This is a genomic window from Streptomyces sp. NPDC006365, assembly GCF_042870755.1.
In the GTDB taxonomy this organism is placed as follows: domain Bacteria; phylum Actinomycetota; class Actinomycetes; order Streptomycetales; family Streptomycetaceae; genus Streptomyces; species Streptomyces xiangluensis.
In genome coordinates this window covers 412,518-427,352 of sequence record NZ_JBIAHS010000002.1, presented here as the reverse complement: position 1 = coordinate 427,352, position 14,835 = coordinate 412,518, and the positions used below count along the sequence as shown (strand labels likewise).

Below are 14,835 nucleotides of genomic sequence, written 5' to 3'. Positions count from 1 at the left end.
ATGTCGATCGACGTCAACAACGAGTCCGGAACCGAGGTCGACGAGCAGGCGATCCTCGACATCGCCCGCTACGCGCTCACGCGGATGCGTATCCACCCGCTCTCCGAGCTCTCGGTGATCGTCGTGGACGCCGACGCCATGGAGCAACTCCATATCCAGTGGATGGAGCTGCCGGGACCGACGGACGTGATGTCCTTCCCGATGGACGAGTTGCGTCCGCCGTCGAAGGACGACGACGAGCCGCCGCAGGGGCTGCTCGGTGACATCGTGCTCTGCCCCGAGGTCGCCGAGCGGCAGGGCAAGGAGGCGGCGACGCAGCACTCCATGGACGAGGAGCTTCAGCTCCTCACGGTTCACGGAGTGCTGCATCTGCTCGGTTACGACCATGAGCAGCCGAACGAGAAGGCCGAGATGTTCGGCCTGCAGGCAGCCATCGTGGACGGCTGGCGTGCGGAGAAGGGCCTGACCGGCCCCTCCCCGGCCCCGACCGTGTCATGAACCCCCAGATCGTTCTCGGCGCGATCGCGCTGGTCGTCGTCGCCTGGCTCGCCGCCTCTGCGGAGGCCGGCCTGGCGCGCGTCTCCAGCTTCCGCGCGGAAGAGGCCGTACGCTCCGGTCGCCGCGGCAGCGCCAAGCTGGCCCAGGTCGCCGCGGACCCGACCCGCTATCTGAACGTCGCGCTGCTCGTGCGCGTCGCCTGCGAGATGGCCTCCGCCGTGCTCGTCACGTACGCCTGCCTGACGGAGTTCGACGAGACCTGGGAGGCCCTGACGATAGCCATCGGCGTAATGGTCCTCGTCTCGTACGTGGCGGTCGGTGTCTCCCCGCGCACGATCGGCCGTCAGCATCCGCTGAACACGGCGACGGCAGCTGCGTACGTCCTGCTGCCCCTGGCGCGTGTCATGGGCCCGATCCCGCCCCTGCTGATCCTCATCGGCAACGCACTGACCCCCGGCAAGGGGTTCCGCCGCGGCCCCTTCGCCTCCGAGGCCGAGCTGCGCGCGATGGTGGACCTCGCCGAGGCGGAGTCCCTCATCGAGGACGATGAGCGCCGGATGGTGCACTCCGTCTTCGAGCTGGGTGACACGCTCGTACGCGAGGTGATGGTGCCGCGTACGGACCTGGTGGTCATCGAGCGCTACAAGACGATCCGGCAGGCGCTGACGCTGGCCCTGCGGTCGGGTTTCTCGCGAATCCCCGTCACCGGGGACAGCGAGGACGACATCGTGGGAATCGTGTATCTGAAGGACCTGGCCCGTAAGACGCACATCAGCCGGGACGCGGAGAGCGAACTCGTCTCGACGGCGATGCGGCCGGCGGCCTTCGTGCCCGACACGAAGAACGCGGGCGATCTGCTGCGCGAGATGCAGCAGCACCGCAATCACGTCGCGGTCGTCATCGACGAGTACGGCGGCACGGCCGGCATCGTCACCATCGAGGACATCCTGGAGGAGATCGTCGGTGAGATCACGGACGAGTACGACCGTGAACTGCCGCCGGTCGAGAGCCTCGGCGACGACCGCTACCGCGTGACGGCCCGCCTGGACATCGGCGACCTCGGTGAGCTGTACGGCTTCGAGGCGTACGACGACGAGGACGTCGAGACGGTGGGCGGGCTGCTCGCCAAGGCGCTGGGGCGGGTACCGATCGCGGGCGCTTCGTCCGTGGTGGCGCTGCCGGACGAGCGCGAGCTGCGGCTCACCGCGGAGGCCGCGGCGGGCCGCCGGAACAAGATCGTGACCGTGCTGGTGGAGCCGATGGGCCCGGCGGAGCCGCCGGAGGAGGAGAAGCCGGAGTGACACCTGAGGAACTGCGCGCCTTCTGCCTGTCCTTCAACGCGGTGGTGGAGGACTTCCCGTTCAATCCGGAGACGTCCGTCTTCAAGGTTCTGGGCAAGCTCTTCGCGCTGACTCAGCTGGACGGCGTCCCGCTCACGGTGAACCTCAAGTGCGATCCGGAGGACGCGATTCGGCTTCGGGGCGAGTATCCGGGGCTGATCGTGCCGGGCTATCACATGAACAAGCGGCACTGGAACACGGTCACGGTGGACGGGGAGCTTCCGGACCGGCTCGTACGGGAGCTGATCGAGGACTCGTACGACCTGGTGGTGGCCGGTCTTCCCCGCGCCGAGCGGCTCCGGCTGGACCGCCCCTGAACATCTCGCCCGGATGACCTGCCGTTTTGCGGGCACTCGGACGGTGTGAAAGGCGCTGTCACGAGAGGTGGGAAGCCATGTCCCAGAAGTCCGTCCATGATTCCTCCGGCCGGAGCGAGGCGGCCATAGGGCGCGGCAGCTCGACGGCCACCGGTGCCTGCTGAGGGCGCGCGATGGATCTGGGACTGTTGTTGACGACGCCTCGTTCGGCGGGCGGTCTCGTGTGGGCGGGGCCCCGGCTGCTCGCGCGGAGTGCCGCACCCGCGGTGGGCGCGGTCGCCGCAGTGGTGGCGGGGACGGCGCGGGCCGGCGTGCGGAGCGCGGACTCCGCGGTGCGGGTCGCGCGTGTCGCCCGCAACGCGCTGCCCGGCGGCACGCCCCACTGGCGGTCGGGGACGCGGGCGCACCTCGCGCTGCGGCCGTCCGCGGCGGAACGGGTGCGGGGGGAAGACGGGACGGAGCACAGGGCACGACGGGTGGCCGCCGCGCTGGCGGAACGGCCGGACGTGGCGTTCGCGTACTGGGACGGCGGACTTGCGCGGCTGGTGGTGGTCGCCACCGAGGAGGCGCTCACCGACCGGGTGGTGGAGAAGGCGACGGATCTCGCTGACCGGCACGGACTCGTGCCGTCGGACGAGTCGGTGGAGGAGTTCACGCATCCGGGCGACCCGTCCGGAGTACGTGCCGCCGCGGCGGCGGTCGCCATCGACGCCGTGGGCACCGGAGCCGCGCTGATCGCGAACGCCCTGCGTCTGCCGCCCTCACCCCGGCTGGTGACCGCGGTGGTGACGCTGCTGCGCGAGAACCCGCGATTCCGTGGTCTGCTGCGCGCCCGGCTCGGCCGCTCCCGCATGGACATGGTGCTGGCCGCGGCGAACGCGGCCGCCCACGGCGCGGGCCAGACGCCGACCTCCCTGCTGCTCGACGGGGCCCTGCGCGCCTGCCAGCTGGCGGAGACGGTGGCGCGCCTGGCCGCCTTCGACACGGTCCACGACCAGGTGTGCGCACCGGACCGGATCAGCGCGGCGGCCGACCACATCCCACGCCCACCGCTGCGTACCTCCCCGGCCCAGGAGTACGCCGCCCACGCCTCCACCGGCAGCGTGCTGGGCGCGGCGGCGACGCTGCTGGTCAAGCACGACGGCAAGGAGGCGGCGGAAGCGGTCCTCGCGGGCTCGCCCAAGGCCGCGCGGTACGGGCCCGCCGCCTTCCACGCCGTGCTGAGCGGCGCGCTGTCCCGCACGGGCGTGCTGGTGCGCGACACGGAGCGGCTGCGGCAGCTGGAGATGGCCGACACGGTCGTCCTGCATCCGAGCGCGCTGCGCACTCCGGGCGCGGGGCCGGATCCGTGGGTCGAGACCGTACTGGACGCTGCTCGGCGCGCCGGGCTGCGTGTCGTGGTGGTGGACGATCCCGCGGATCCCGCGCTGAGCGAGTTCACGAGCCTGGCCGACCAGGTCGTCCCCGATGACCGCCCGTTGAGCGAGGTGGTGAACGGACTGCGCGACGGGGACGGAACCGTCGTCACGGTCGCCCGGCTGCGGTCGGCCGACGACAGCGACGTACTGTCCGGGCTGCTCAGCGGTGACATGGCCGTCGCCCTCGCGGACCAGGAGGCCGCGGTCGTATGGGGCGCGGACGTCGTGGCCCTGCACGGCCTGGCCGACGTCTGGCGGCTGCTGACCGCCGTGCGGGCCGCGCGCGTGACCGGCCACAGGTCGCAGACCCTGGCCCGGTCCGGCGCCGCGCTGTCGGGCCTGCTGGTGGCCGTCGGCGAGCCCGGGCGGGGACGACGCCGCTCGCCGTTGTTGCCCGGCGTGCGGCACGCACCGGTCGACGCCGCCGCGGCGGTGGCCCTGCTGTCCGGGGCGCGAGCTGCCCTGGGCGTTGCGGCGACAAGGGCCCCGCACCCACGTCCGCGGGTGGCCTGGCATGCGCTGGAACCGGCGGACGTCCTCTCCCGGCTGGAGAGCGAGCCGCACCCCGACGAGAGTGCCGTCCAGCAGACGGCCATCCGGGTACGCAAGGCGGCCGAATCCGCCGGCCGCAATCCCGTTCTGGCCCCGGCGCGGTGGTCGCTGCGGCTGGCCCGGGCCGTGCGCGGCGAACTGGACGATCCGCTCACCCCGGTCCTGGCGGTCGGCTCGGCCGCCTCGGCCATCCTCGGCTCCGTCGTGGACGCCCTGCTGGTCGTGGGCGCGCTCGACCTGAACGCGCTGGTCGGAGGCATACAGCGGCTGCGAGCCGAGCAGGCGCTGTCCGGGCTGCTGGCGGGTCAGAAACAGAAGGCGCGTGTGACGGACCAGGCGGCGGGCGGCCCGTCCGCCGAAGCGCACGTCACGCCCGCCGAAGCGCACATCGTCGACGCCGCCAGACTCGCCCCCGGCGACGTGATCGAGCTCCAGTCGGACGATGTCGTGCCCGCCGACGCCCGCCTCCTGTGGGAGGACGGCCTGGAGGTGGACGAGTCCGCGCTGACCGGCGAGTCCCTGCCGGCGGACAAGCGGACGGACGCGACCCCGCGAGCTCCTGTGCCCGACCGCTGCTGCATGGTGTTCGAGGGCACGACCGTGGTGGCCGGACAGGCCCAGGCCGTCGTGGTGGACACCGGCGATCGCACCGAGGCCGCCCGGGCCGTCTCCCTCGCCGCCCGGACGCCGCCGGCCGGCGGCGTGCAGGCCAGGCTCCAGGAACTCACCCGCAAGGCGCTGCCGTTGACGCTGGCTGGCGGTGCCGCGGTGACGGGTCTGTCGCTGTTGCGCGGCACGCCGATCCGCCAGGCGGTGAGCGGCGGTGTGGCGGTGGCCGTGGCCGCCGTACCCGAAGGCCTGCCGTTGGTGGCCACGGTGGCGCAGCTGGCCGCCGCCCGGCGGCTGAGCCGCCGCGGCGTCCTCGTCCGCACCCCGCGCACGCTGGAGGCGCTGGGCCGCATGGACACGATCTGCTTCGACAAGACGGGCACCCTCACCGAGAACCGGCTACGGCTGGTGCGGGTGACCGACGCCGACGGCACGGTCCACAACCTGGGCGAGGCGGAGTCCGGGCGTACGCTGCGCGACGCGGCGCGTGCCTGCCCCCGTCTGAACGGCGACTCCGCCCGGCCGGCGCACGCCACCGACGAGGCGATCCTGGACGCGGCCGGTCCGGACCCGGACTGGACACAGACCGAGGGCCGCCCGTTCGAGGCCGCCCGCGGCTACGCCGCCTCCGTCGGCCGGACCGCGGACGGCACACCGGTGCTCGTGGTCAAGGGCGCCCCGGAGACCGTCCTGCCCGCGTGCCGCGACCTCCCGGACCACGCGTCCGACGCGGCCCAGTCGCTGGCCCGCGACGGACTGCGTGTGCTGGCGGTGGCCGGGCGCCCACTGGAGGAGGGCGAGGCGGCGACGGACGTACTCGAAGAGCCCCTCAGCGAGCTGGAGTTCACCGGCCTGCTCGCGCTGGCGGACGTACCGCGTGACACGTCCACGGCCCTCGTCCACGGTCTGCGCGACGCGGGCGTACGACCGGTCATGCTGACCGGCGACCACCCGCAGACCGCTCGGGCGATCGCCGCCGACCTGGGTTGGCCGGACGACACGACCGTGGTCACGGGCGACGAGCTGGCGGCGGCGGACCGATCGGCACGGGCCCGGATGCTGCGCGACGCGAGCGTGGTGGCCCGCGTCGCGCCGGAGCAGAAGCTCCAGGTCATCGAGGCGTTGCGGGACGCGGGCCGGGTGGTCGGGATGGTCGGCGACGGCGCCAACGACGCCGCGGCCATCCGCGCCGCCGACATCGGCGTGGGCATCAGCGCCCGTGGCTCGGCTGCCGCACGCAACGCGGCCGACATCGTCCTCACCGACGACGACCTGACGGTCCTCGTCGAGGCCGTCACCGAAGGCCGTGCCCTGTGGCACAGCGTCGCCGACGCCATCGCCATCCTGATCGGCGGCAACGCGGGGGAGGTCGGTTTCGGCATCCTCGGCTCCGTCCTCTCGGGCTCCGCTCCTCTCTCCACCCGCCAGATGCTGCTGGTGAACCTGTTCACGGACCTGTTCCCGGCGATGGCGGTGGCGGTGACCCCGCGGAAGAAGGCCGCTGGAGCGGAGGACGACGGCACGGCACCGGGGGAGGGGGAGACCGGCGCCGATCCGGGCACCGAGCCTCTCGGTACGTCGCTTCTCGGCGCGCCACTGATCCGCCAGATCCGCCACCGCGCCCTGACCACGTGCCTGGGCGCGACCACGGCGTGGCTCATCGGGCGCTTCACCCCGGGTACGGCGCGCCGCTCCACGACCATGGCCCTGTGCAGCGTGGTCGGCACCCAGCTCGCCCAGACCCTCACCGACCGCCGCGACAGTCCTCTGGTCCGTATCACGTCCCTCGGCTCGGCTGCCGCCCTCGTGGCCCTGATCCAGACGCCCGGCGCCAGCCATTTCTTCGGCTGCACGCCACTGGGCCCGGTCGCCTGGGGCGGCGTCGTCGTGGCGATGGCACTCGCAGTGCTGGGGCAACGGGCCTTGCCGCGGATCGAAAAGGCGGTCCTCCAGCACGGGCCGTCCGGCGAGGCGTGGAGTACATGGGCAAGGGTGACAAGGGTTGTCCCCGCTGTCGTCCAAGGCCAGGGACACCGTGGTTGATGTGGTCGGTCTCGGGCTTCGTATGCTCAGGGCATGACCGAGACGCTTGATCCCGAGGACCGCAAGATCGTCACCCTGGCTCGTTCCGCTCGGGCCCGCAACGGTGTGCCCGAAGGGGCGGCCGTACGAGACGAGACCGGCCGTACGTATGTCGCCGGAACCGTTGACCTGGCCTCCCTGCGGCTCACTGCTCTGCAGACCGCGGTGGCGATGGCCGTGGCGTCGGGAGCGAAGTCGTTGGAGGCTGCCGCGGTGGTGAGCGAGGCCGAATCCTTGGAGGACGGCGACCTGGCGGCTGTGCGGGACCTTGGCGGGGCCACTACGCCGGTGTTCCTGGCGGGGGTGGACGGGGTGGTGCGGGTGTCTGCGACGGCTGGGTGAGGGGTTTCTTTCCCCATGTCCACCCTTCCCGAAGCCAGGGGCTCCGGGAAAGGGAACCGCGCACTCACGCCGACGTCCGGAACCCGATCGTCGGCACCGCCCGCCGCAGCGGCCAGGGCCTGGCGTCCTCTGGGAGGAGCGCCTCCAGGAAGGCGTACCGCCTGAGTGCGGACGGGTCCTGGTCGTCGTACGTCTGAACGCGGCGCCACCAGGCGGCGATCTCGGTCCAGCCGGGGGCGGAGAGGGAGCCGCCGAACTCCTGGACGGAGAGGGCTGCCGTGAGGCCGGCGAAGGCGAGGCGATCCGCCAGGGGCCAGCCGGCCAGGGTGCCGGTGACGAAGCCGGCCACGAAGACGTCGCCGGCGCCGGTGGGGTCGAGGGCCTCGACGGCGATGGCGGGGACGTCGGCGGTCTCTCCCGTGCGTCCGTCGACGGCGTACGCACCTTCCGCGCCGAGGGTGACGACGGCGAGCGGTACGCGGTCGGTGAGGGCGCGGGCGGCCTCGCGGGGGCAGGGGGTGCGGGTGTAGCGCATGGCCTCCTCGGCGTTCGGGAGGAAGGCCTCGCAGTGCTCCAGGTCGGGGAGTCCGGCGAGGTCCCAGCGGCCGGTGTCGTCCCAGCCGACGTCGGCGAAGATCCGGGCGCCCTTGCGTGCGGCCTGCGCGATCCAGGGCGCGCGTGTGCCGGGCGTCAGCGAGGCGATGGCGGCACGCGCGGATGGCGGGCAGTCGGGAGCCGGCTCCTCCGGGGGCGGTTCGTGGCCGTGGCTGACCATGGTCCGCTCGCCCTCGTACGCCATGGAGACGGTGACCGGGGAGTGCCAGTGGGGCACCGTGCGGGACGAGGACAGGTCGATGTGCTCGCCGTGTTCCAGGGCGTCCCAGCAGTACTCCCCGTAGTGATCGTCCCCGAAGGCCGCCGCCAGGGAGGTCTTCAGACCGAGGCGGGCCAGCGCGGTCGCCATGTTGGCGACGCCTCCGGGGCTCGAGCCCATGCCGCGCGCCCAGGACTCGGTACCGCGTACGGGGGCGGAGTCCAGGCCGGTGAAGATGATGTCGAGGAAGACGGTGCCGGTGAGGTACACGTCCCAGGGCGGGTCGCCGGGTGTGCGCAGCCCGGCGAGCGGATCGACGTGGGCGTGGCAGTGGTACGGGCCCTCTCCGTGGGGCGTGGTCACGGTGCGCTCCCCTGAGGTGGTGCGATTTCCAGCCAGTGTGCACCACACCACTGACAGCCGCCCTGCGGCAGTGAGCGCGCGCCGCCGGATCACCGGCGCTTCGGAAGCGGTACCCGCAGCAGATCGTGCGCCACCGTCAGCTCCCCTTCGAACCCGGCGGCCCGCGCCTGCCGCTCGAAGTCATCGGGTTCGGAGTACCGCTGACTGAAGTGTGTCAGCACGAGATGCCGTACGCCCGCGTCCCGGGCGACCCCGCCGGCCTGACCAGCAGTCAAATGGCCGTATTCGACGGCGAGTTCGATGTCCGCATCAAGGAAGGTCGACTCGATGACGAGCATGTCGGCCCTCTCCGCGAGCGCGTACACGCCGTCGCACAGCCGGGTGTCCATGACGAACGCGAACCGCTGCCCCCGCCGCACCTCGCTCACGTCCTCCAGCGCGACGTCGCCCAGCACTCCCTCCCGCTGGATCCGCCCCACGTCCGGCCCCTTGATCCCGTACGAGGCGAGCCGTTCGGGCAGCATGCGCCGTCCGTCGGGTTCGACGAGCCGGTAGCCGTACGACTCGACGGGGTGGGCGAGCTTGCGGGCCTCCAAGGTGTACGCCTTCGAGGCGGCGAGTACGCCGTCCGCGGCGACCGGTGCTTCGGTGAGCTGAACGGTCTCGCGGTAGGCGGTGGCGTACCGCAGCCGTTCGAAGAACCGCCGGCCGGACCGCGGATAGTGGGCGGTGATCTCGTGCGGAACCCGGTCGAGGTTGATGCGCTGGATCACTCCGGCGAGGCCCAGCGAGTGGTCGCCGTGGAAGTGCGTGACGCAGATCCGGTGCACGTCATGGACCGCGACCCCGGCACGCAGCATCTGCCGCTGCGTCCCCTCGCCGGGGTCGAAGAGCAGGCCCTCCCCGTCCCAGCGCAGCAGATAGCCGTTGTGGTTGCGATGCCGGGTGGGGACCTGGCTGGCGGTGCCGAGGACCACCAATTCACGTACGGACACGTCGAGTTGCTCCGGTTATCCCGGTGGCCACTGCATGCCGCGGCCGCCCAGGACGTGCGCGTGCACGTGCCAGACGGTCTGGCCGGCACCGCTTCCGGTGTTGAAGACGATGCGGTAACTCTCCAGCTTCTCGTCGGCCGCGACCTCACCGGCCTCGCGCACCACGTCGGCGAGGGCCGCGGGGTCGGCGGCGGCGAGCGTGGCGACGTCCCGGTGGTGGGCCTTCGGGATCACCAGGACGTGCGTGGGCGCCTGCGGGTTGATGTCACGGAAGGCAACGGTCGTCTCCGTCTCCCGCACAACGGTCGCCGGCACCCTCCCTCCGACGATCTTGCAGAACAGACAGTCGTCCTGCGGTTCCCCTGCCATGCGCGGCCTCCTCACGCTGGATGATCGTTACGTCGGCATCGTATCGACCGGTGGGGGCGGGGAGGGGGGCTGCGGCTCCGCCGTAAGCCCCTCGTCACGCATCCCCGCCCTCTGGAAGTCCGCCCCCAGGGAGGGGACGGGTAGGGGCGGCGGGGGCGAGACAAAGACCCCGGCAGCCCCCGTCACTCAACCCCCGGCAACAGGGGAGCCGTCTTCGCCGGGTTCTCCGAGAGCGCGGCCAGTGCGATGCGGATCGCCTCGTCCAGCTGGGTGTCGCGTCCCGTCGCGTAGTCCTGTGGGGCCTGGATGACCTCGACGTCCGGATCGACGCCGTGGTTTTCGACACCCCATTCGTACCCCTCCAGCCAGAACGCGTACTTGGGCTGGGTGACGAGCGTGCCGTCGACGAGGCGGTAACGGCTGTCGATGCCTACGACGCCGCCCCAGGTACGCGTACCGACCACCGGTCCGATGCCGAGGGCCTTGATCGCCGCGTTGACGATGTCGCCGTCCGAGCCGGAGAACTCGTTGGCGACGGCGACGACCGGGCCGCGCGGCGCGTCCTCCGGGTAGCTGTACGGGCGCAGTCCTCGCGGCAGGTCCCAGCCGACGATGCGCCGGGCGAGCTTCTCGACGACGAGCTGGGACGTATGGCCGCCGCGGTTCTCGCGGAGGTCGACGACCAGGCCCTCCTTGGCGACCTCGATGCGCAGGTCACGGTGGAGCTGCGCCCAGCCGGAGCCGACCATGTCGGGCACGTGGAGGTAGCCGAGCCGGCCCTCGGACTTCTCGTGGACGTACGCGCGCCGGTCGGTGACCCACGCGTGGTAGCGCAGCGGCTCCTCGTCGGAGATGGGGACGACCACGGCGTGGCGTGGATCGCCGCCGCCGGACGGGGAGATGGTCAGCTCGACGGGTTTGCCCGCCGTGCCGACGAGCAGCGGGCCCGGCCCGGTCACCGGGTCGACCGGCCGCCCGGAGACGGCGACGATCGCGTCGCCGGCGCGCACCGCGACACCGGGCGCGGCGAGCGGTGCCTGTGCGTCCGGGTCGGAGGTCTCCGACGGCAGGATCCGGTCGATACGCCAACTGCCGTCCTCGTGGCGGGAGATGTCCGCGCCGAGCAGCCCCTGCCGCTCCCCGCCGCCGAAGCCGCCGCGCGGAGTAACGTACGCGTGCGAGGTCCCGAGCTCGCCCTGCACCTCCCACAGCAGGTCCACCAGGTCGTCGTGCGTGGCGACCCGGTCGAGCACCGGCCGGTAGCGGTCGAGTACGCCGCCCCAGTCGACCCCGCCGAGGTCAGGCCGCCAGAAGTTGTCGCGCATGAGGCGGCCGGCCTCGTCGTACATCTGCCGCCACTCGGCGGCCGGGTCGACGCTCTGGCGGACCCGCGACAGATCGACGGTGATGTTGGTGTCGCTCTCGTCGTCGTTCGAGGCGCGCCGGTCGCTCGGTACGACCTTGAGCTTGCCGTCGGTCCACAGCAGGATCCGCTTGCCGTCGCCGGTGACCGCGAAGTGGTCGGCGTCCGAGGCGAGATGCTCGATACGCTGCTGGACGAGGTCGTAGCGCTCGAGGTCCGTCTTCGGGTCCGCGTCGTCCGGAGTGGCGCGGGAGGCGCCGAGTACGCCGCGCACCGGGTGACGCAGCCACAGCACCCCGTCCTTGGCGGCGCGCAGTTGCGAGTAGCGGGCGGCCTCGACGGGGAACGGCACGATGCGGTCGGGTAGTCCGTCCAGGTCGATACGGGTCGTGGGGGCGCCCTCACTGTCGGGCGTCTCCTCCTTGTCGGGGGCGTCGAAGGGACGACCGTGCCGCTGCGGCCCGAAGGGGGAGGGGGTGGTGGCGGCGAGGGTGATGAGGTGCGGACGTGAGCCGCCGACGAACGCCAGGTCGAAGACATGCTCGTCGTAGACCGGGTCGAAGGACCGGGCCGACAGGAACGCCAGGTGCTTGCCGTCCAGCGTGAACGCGGGCGCGTAGTCCCGGAAACGGAGCGGGGTCGCCTCGGTCACCGACAGGTCGGCGGTGTTGGCGAGCTTGAGGTGGCGCAGCGGGCGCGGGCCGGGATGCGACCAGGCCAGCCAGGCCGAGTCGGGCGAGAACACCAGCCCGGAGACGTCTCCGTCCTCGCTGCGGTCGACCTCCCGTACCTCTCCCGTCTCCCGCTCGACGAGCAGTACCCGCCCGTCGTGCGAGGCCACGGCGGCGCGGCTGCCGTCGGGCGCCACCGCGAGCCCGAGCACCCTGCCCAGCTGCCCGGCGGCGAGCCGGCGCGGTGGCGCACCTGGTGCGGCCCCGGTGGCGGGCGCGAACTCCAGCGCGTCCTCGCCCTCCGCGTCCGTCACCCACACCACATGCTCCTCGCCGTCCACGCGGAACGTCCGCGGCAGCCGGGCCCGTACGCCCTGCTCGGCGGCCAACGCCCGGGCGGGCCCCGAACGGTGGGTGACCCAGTGGACAGCACCGCGCACGGCGATGGCACTGCCGCGTCCGGTGTGGTCGGGAGCGCCGGCCCCGAACCAGCGGGACGCGTTCACGGGATGCGGCTGCAGGTCGACGCGCTGCCCGCCGAGCCGGATGTCGAGCCGCCGCGGCTCGGCCCCGTCCAGGTCGTCGAGGATCCACAGCTCACCGGCGGACGCGTACACGACGCGCGTGCCGTCGGTCGCCGCGTGCCGGGCGTAAAAACCGTCAACCGCCGTGTGCCGCCGCAGATCCGAACCGTCGGCGAGGGAGGAGTAGACCGCCCCCACACCCTCGTGATCGGAGAGAAAGACGACCCTCTCCCCGACCCACGACGGGTACTCGAGATTCCCGTCCAGGTCAGCATGCAGCCGTACGAACTCGCCCTCGCCTTCGCTGTCGATCCACAGCTTGCCCGCCGTGCCGCCCCGGTACCGCTTCCACCAGGCGGCCTCGCGGCCCATGGGCGCCGACAGCAGGACGACGCCGCCGGCGGGGCCGTGGGCGACGCCGCCAACAGGCCCGTAGGGGAGGGTGGTTGCGGGACCGCCGTCGAGTGGTACGGCCCGCGCCCAGCTGCGCCGCAGGCTGGCCTCGCCGTAGGTGCTGAGTGCGAGCACCTGGCCGTCCGGTGTCCAGCCGCGTACCTGGGTCCGCCAACTGCCCCAGTACGTAAGGCGCTTGGCTGAGCCACCGTCTATGGGGGCGATGTGCACCTCGGGGGCGCCGTCGCGGGTGGACGTCCAGGCGAGGGCCGTACCGTCCGGGGAGATGCGCGGATGGTTCACAGGGACGTTGTCCGCGCTGACCCGCCAGGCGCGACCTCCGTCGAGGGGCGCGACCCAGACGTCGTCCTCGGCGGTGAAGGTGATCAACTCGCCATGGAGATGCGGATACCGGAGATAAGTCGAGGACGCTGAGGACGCTGAGGACGCTGAGGACGCTGCGGACACTGAGAACGCTGCGGACGCAGCGGAAGCATGGGATGCAGCGGATGCGGTCTGTGTCACCCGATCACCCTATGCAGCGGTCCCGCCTCCGGCCAGAGCTTTGGATCACTTCCCCGGTTGGCAGGAGCAGGTGGGGCTTGGGCGCTCGGTGACGGTTTTGGTCACGGTCACAGTGACGGTGGGCCCGGGCTGCTCGTGCGGCGGGGTGGTGCGGTGGTCGACGGGCGGGGTGGAGCCCTGGTCGTCGTCGGGTGGCGTCGAGGTGGGGGCGGTGGTGGCCGGGTCGGCCGCATCGCAGTTGCCGAGCACATCCGCCCTGAACCACTCCTTGCCGCCGACCCTGGCGGTCAGATCCCCCCGCACACACCTCCCGTCGACCTCCTGCGTCACCTTTCCCTTGATCGTGATGTCCCGTCCGTCCTTGTCCTCGCCCACACAGTCGACGGTCGCCACACTCCGCGCGCTCGGCGAACTCCCGGCGGTCGCGTTGTCCCCGTACGAGGCCGTGCAGCTGATCCACCGCACAGCGACGCCCTGCCGCTCGAGTTCCCGTGTCCCGACCTGATCGGTGGTGATCGCCACGGCGGCGGAACTCAGCCCGTCGCCGGGCTCGCAGGCGGCCATCCCGAGGACGGCGACCACCGCGAACCCGGCCACGACCGGGCCTCGCCGCCGCCCCTGTAAACCGTGCCGTATGCGCCTCAATGCCCCCATGGGTGGCAGGGTGCCACTACGTCCGGGGGCGCGGTAGACCGCATGTGGCCACGCTGAGCCGGGCGCGCGCAGAGGGCCTGACGCCGTCAGGCGGTGCGGGCGCGGAGGCGGCGCAGCATGCGGGGGTCCTCGAAACCGACTGAGCGGGCGGCGGCGTCGATCGTCGCGCCGTGGCTGATGAGGTGCTGGGCGCGTTCGAGGCGGAGAGTCTGCTGGTACCGCAGTGGGGTGAGCCCGGTGGCTCGGCTGAAGAGACGGGTGAGGGTGCGCTCGCTGACGCCGACCGCCGAGGCCAGGGAGGACAGCGGGAGTGGTTGGGCGAAGCGGGCGTCGATGAGGTCCTGGGCGCGGTGCACCGTGTCGTCGAGGTGGGACCGATGCCGGAGCATCGCGCTGGACTGCGGCTCGTGGCCGTTGCGGCGGGCGTAGACGACCATGTTCCGGGCCACCTGGGCGGCGACGGCCGGGCCGTGCCGGTTAGCGACCAGGTGCAGGGCCAGATCGATGCCGCTGGCGATGCCGGCCGAGGTGATCACCCGGTCGTCGGCGGTGAACAGGACGTCGCGGACGACCACCGCCTTGGGGTGGCGCAGGGCCAGCTCGTCCTGCACGTCGTGGTGGGTGGTGCAGTGGCGGCCGTCGAGCAGGCCGGCCCGGCCGAGCGCCTTGGCTCCGGCGCAGACGCTGGCCACCGTTCCGCCCCCGGCGTGGTGGTCCCGGAGGACCTGCAGGGAGGGGGCGCCGATGGCGGGGTCGCCGTCGGTCAGGGTGACGGTCCGCCAGCCGGGCACCACGATCAGATCCTCGGACCCGAGCTCGGGCCACTTCAGCCCGGCCACCAGCGGCAGCCCCTGGGCGGTGGAGACCTGTGGCTGCTCGGCGACGTAGGTGAGCGTGTAGGGGTGCCCGAAGCCGGCGGCCGTGGAGAAGACCTGCGCGGGGCCGGCCAGGTCCAGCAAGTGGACTCCGGGCACCAGGAAGAAGACGACGTGGCTCACGATTCGGT

General features: G+C 72.4%; 11 protein-coding genes. 5 read left to right on the top strand and 6 right to left on the bottom strand.

The window, feature by feature from the left end; translation table 11 throughout:
• The 5 genes from ybeY to ACFYO0_RS07025 all read left to right on the top strand — a co-directional run bounded on the left by ybeY (position 1) and on the right by ACFYO0_RS07025 (position 7,158).
• Positions 1-498, top strand: a complete 498-nt coding sequence (ybeY, locus tag ACFYO0_RS07045) for an rRNA maturation RNase YbeY (protein WP_388671850.1) — start codon at positions 1-3, stop codon at positions 496-498.
• Positions 495-1,799: a hemolysin family protein gene (locus ACFYO0_RS07040; protein WP_388671847.1), complete on the top strand. Its 1,305-nt coding sequence runs from the start codon at positions 495-497 to the stop codon at positions 1,797-1,799. Before ybeY ends, ACFYO0_RS07040 begins: the two co-directional genes overlap by 4 nt.
• A complete protein-coding gene (locus ACFYO0_RS07035) occupies positions 1,796-2,155 on the top strand; it encodes an MmcQ/YjbR family DNA-binding protein (protein ID WP_388671844.1) in 360 nt (119 codons plus the stop codon). Before ACFYO0_RS07040 ends, ACFYO0_RS07035 begins: the two co-directional genes overlap by 4 nt.
• A 173-nt stretch (positions 2,156-2,328) precedes the next feature.
• Positions 2,329-6,777 carry an HAD-IC family P-type ATPase gene (locus ACFYO0_RS07030; protein WP_388671841.1) on the top strand — a complete coding sequence of 1,483 codons (4,449 nt, stop codon included), beginning with the start codon at positions 2,329-2,331 and terminating at the stop codon, positions 6,775-6,777.
• A 33-nt stretch (positions 6,778-6,810) separates the two neighbouring features.
• Positions 6,811-7,158, top strand: a complete 348-nt coding sequence (locus ACFYO0_RS07025; RefSeq protein WP_388671838.1) for a cytidine deaminase — start codon at positions 6,811-6,813, stop codon at positions 7,156-7,158.
• A 64-nt stretch (positions 7,159-7,222) separates the two neighbouring features.
• Here the strand turns inward: ACFYO0_RS07025 and ACFYO0_RS07020 are convergent, their stop codons facing one another.
• The 6 genes from ACFYO0_RS07020 to ACFYO0_RS06995 form a co-directional block, all read right to left on the bottom strand.
• The gene (locus ACFYO0_RS07020) at positions 7,223-8,335 is read right to left on the bottom strand and encodes a carbohydrate kinase family protein (protein WP_388671835.1); all 1,113 of its coding nucleotides are present in this window, start codon (positions 8,333-8,335) and stop codon (positions 7,223-7,225) included.
• An 89-nt stretch (positions 8,336-8,424) separates the two neighbouring features.
• Complete coding sequence (locus tag ACFYO0_RS07015; protein ID WP_388671832.1) at positions 8,425-9,330, bottom strand: ribonuclease Z; 906 nt, start codon at positions 9,328-9,330, stop codon at positions 8,425-8,427.
• A 15-nt stretch (positions 9,331-9,345) separates the two neighbouring features.
• Positions 9,346-9,699: a histidine triad nucleotide-binding protein gene (locus ACFYO0_RS07010; RefSeq protein WP_344396892.1), complete on the bottom strand. Its 354-nt coding sequence runs from the start codon at positions 9,697-9,699 to the stop codon at positions 9,346-9,348.
• A gap of 182 nt (positions 9,700-9,881) precedes the next feature.
• Positions 9,882-13,118 carry a S41 family peptidase gene (locus tag ACFYO0_RS07005; RefSeq protein WP_388671829.1) on the bottom strand — a complete coding sequence of 1,079 codons (3,237 nt, stop codon included), beginning with the start codon at positions 13,116-13,118 and terminating at the stop codon, positions 9,882-9,884.
• Positions 13,119-13,220: 102 nt separating this feature from the next.
• The gene (locus ACFYO0_RS07000; protein ID WP_388671826.1) at positions 13,221-13,829 is read right to left on the bottom strand and encodes a hypothetical protein; all 609 of its coding nucleotides are present in this window, start codon (positions 13,827-13,829) and stop codon (positions 13,221-13,223) included.
• 86 nt (positions 13,830-13,915) lie between these two features.
• On the bottom strand, positions 13,916-14,827 hold the full coding sequence (locus tag ACFYO0_RS06995; protein WP_388671823.1) for a GlxA family transcriptional regulator: 912 nt from the start codon (positions 14,825-14,827) through the stop codon (positions 13,916-13,918).
• Positions 14,828-14,835 lie beyond the last annotated feature (8 nt).

Bases quoted from the DNA above. Each gene is read 5' to 3' on its own strand.
- ybeY (WP_388671850.1), top strand. From the start codon at position 1: ATGTCGATCGACGTCAACAACGAGTCCGGAACCGAGGTCGACGAGCAG.
- ACFYO0_RS07040 (WP_388671847.1), top strand. From the start codon at position 495: ATGAACCCCCAGATCGTTCTCGGCGCGATCGCGCTGGTCGTCGTCGCC.
- ACFYO0_RS07030 (WP_388671841.1), top strand. From the start codon at position 2,329: ATGGATCTGGGACTGTTGTTGACGACGCCTCGTTCGGCGGGCGGTCTC.
- ACFYO0_RS07025 (WP_388671838.1), top strand. From the start codon at position 6,811: ATGACCGAGACGCTTGATCCCGAGGACCGCAAGATCGTCACCCTGGCT.
- ACFYO0_RS07010 (WP_344396892.1), bottom strand. From the start codon at position 9,699: ATGGCAGGGGAACCGCAGGACGACTGTCTGTTCTGCAAGATCGTCGGA.
- ACFYO0_RS07000 (WP_388671826.1), bottom strand. From the start codon at position 13,829: ATGGGGGCATTGAGGCGCATACGGCACGGTTTACAGGGGCGGCGGCGA.